Origin of the sequence: Bacillus bruguierae (genome assembly GCF_037104725.1) — a bacterium.
GTDB classification, from domain to species: Bacteria; Bacillota; Bacilli; order Bacillales; family Bacillaceae_G; genus Bacillus_A; species Bacillus_A bruguierae.
Window position 1 is genome coordinate 1 of the sequence record NZ_JBAWSX010000045.1, and the last position, 1,115, is coordinate 1,115.

The 1,115-nt window shown below is 51.8% G+C and carries 9 tRNA genes and 2 rRNA genes; all 11 read right to left on the reverse strand.

Going from position 1 to position 1,115, the window contains the following annotated elements:
- Positions 1-124, reverse strand: a 16S ribosomal RNA gene (locus WAZ07_RS26100); the annotation flags it as partial.
- Positions 125-197: 73 nt separating this feature from the next.
- A tRNA-Ala gene (locus WAZ07_RS26105) sits at positions 198-273 on the reverse strand.
- A gap of 10 nt (positions 274-283) precedes the next feature.
- Positions 284-357: transfer RNA gene (locus WAZ07_RS26110), tRNA-Pro, on the reverse strand.
- Positions 358-364: 7 nt separating this feature from the next.
- Positions 365-438: transfer RNA gene (locus tag WAZ07_RS26115), tRNA-Arg, on the reverse strand.
- A gap of 3 nt (positions 439-441) precedes the next feature.
- Positions 442-530: transfer RNA gene (locus WAZ07_RS26120), tRNA-Leu, on the reverse strand.
- A 16-nt stretch (positions 531-546) separates the two neighbouring features.
- Positions 547-621 (reverse strand) — tRNA-Gly (locus tag WAZ07_RS26125).
- Between the two features lie 28 nt (positions 622-649).
- Positions 650-730: transfer RNA gene (locus tag WAZ07_RS26130), tRNA-Leu, on the reverse strand.
- A gap of 13 nt (positions 731-743) precedes the next feature.
- Positions 744-819 (reverse strand) — tRNA-Lys (locus WAZ07_RS26135).
- A 9-nt stretch (positions 820-828) separates the two neighbouring features.
- Positions 829-904 (reverse strand) — tRNA-Thr (locus tag WAZ07_RS26140).
- A 3-nt stretch (positions 905-907) separates the two neighbouring features.
- Positions 908-983 (reverse strand) — tRNA-Val (locus WAZ07_RS26145).
- 5 nt (positions 984-988) lie between these two features.
- Positions 989-1,104: ribosomal RNA gene (gene rrf, locus WAZ07_RS26150) — 5S ribosomal RNA — on the reverse strand.
- Positions 1,105-1,115: the final 11 nt, after the last annotated feature.

The following is a 1,115-nucleotide window of genomic DNA, read 5'->3' on the forward strand; positions in this document are numbered from 1 at the left end:
TACGTGTTACTCACCCGTCCGCCGCTAACTTCTTAAGAGCAAGCTCTTAATCGGTTCGCTCGACTTGCATGTATTAGGCACGCCGCCAGCGTTCATCCTGAGCCAGGATCAAACTCTCCAATAAAGTGTTTGTCTAGCATCATAAATAAAAATTGACGTTTCACGTTGTTTGTTTCGTTCAGTTTTCAAAGAACTTTTGGTGGAGCCTAGCGGGATCGAACCGCTGACCTCCTGCGTGCAAGGCAGGCGCTCTCCCAGCTGAGCTAAGGCCCCTTATTAAATATCGGGAAGACAGGATTTGAACCTGCGACCCCCTGGTCCCAAACCAGGTGCTCTACCAAGCTGAGCCACTTCCCGAAAAGAACGCGCCCGAGAGGACTCGAACCCCTAACCTTTTGATCCGTAGTCAAACGCTCTATCCAATTGAGCTACGGGCGCATATGGTGCCGAGGGCGGGGGTCGAACCCGCACGGTGGTCACCCACCGCAGGATTTTAAGTCCTGTGCGTCTGCCTGTTCCGCCACCCCGGCATATCATATTGTAAATTGGAGCGGAAGACGGGATTCGAACCCGCGACCCCAACCTTGGCAAGGTTGTATTCTACCACTGAACTACTTCCGCATAATATCAAATTTCTTTCGTTTACAAGTGCGGGTGAAGGGAGTCGAACCCCCACGCCAAAGGCGCCAGATCCTAAGTCTGGTGCGTCTGCCAATTCCGCCACACCCGCGAAATGAAATAAATGGTGAGCCATGAAGGACTCGAACCTTCGACCCTCTGATTAAAAGTCAGATGCTCTACCAACTGAGCTAATGGCTCTTACTAAAGTGGTGCCGGCTAGAGGACTTGAACCCCCAACCTACTGATTACAAGTCAGTTGCTCTACCAATTGAGCTAAGCCGGCATATGGTGGAGGATGACGGGATCGAACCGCCGACCCCCTGCTTGTAAGGCAGGTGCTCTCCCAGCTGAGCTAATCCTCCATTTTGCCTGGCAACGTCCTACTCTCACAGGGACAAAGTCCCAACTACCATCGGCGCTAGAGAGCTTAACTTCCGTGTTCGGTATGGGAACGGGTGTGACCTCTCTGCCATCATTACCAGACTTTTATTATT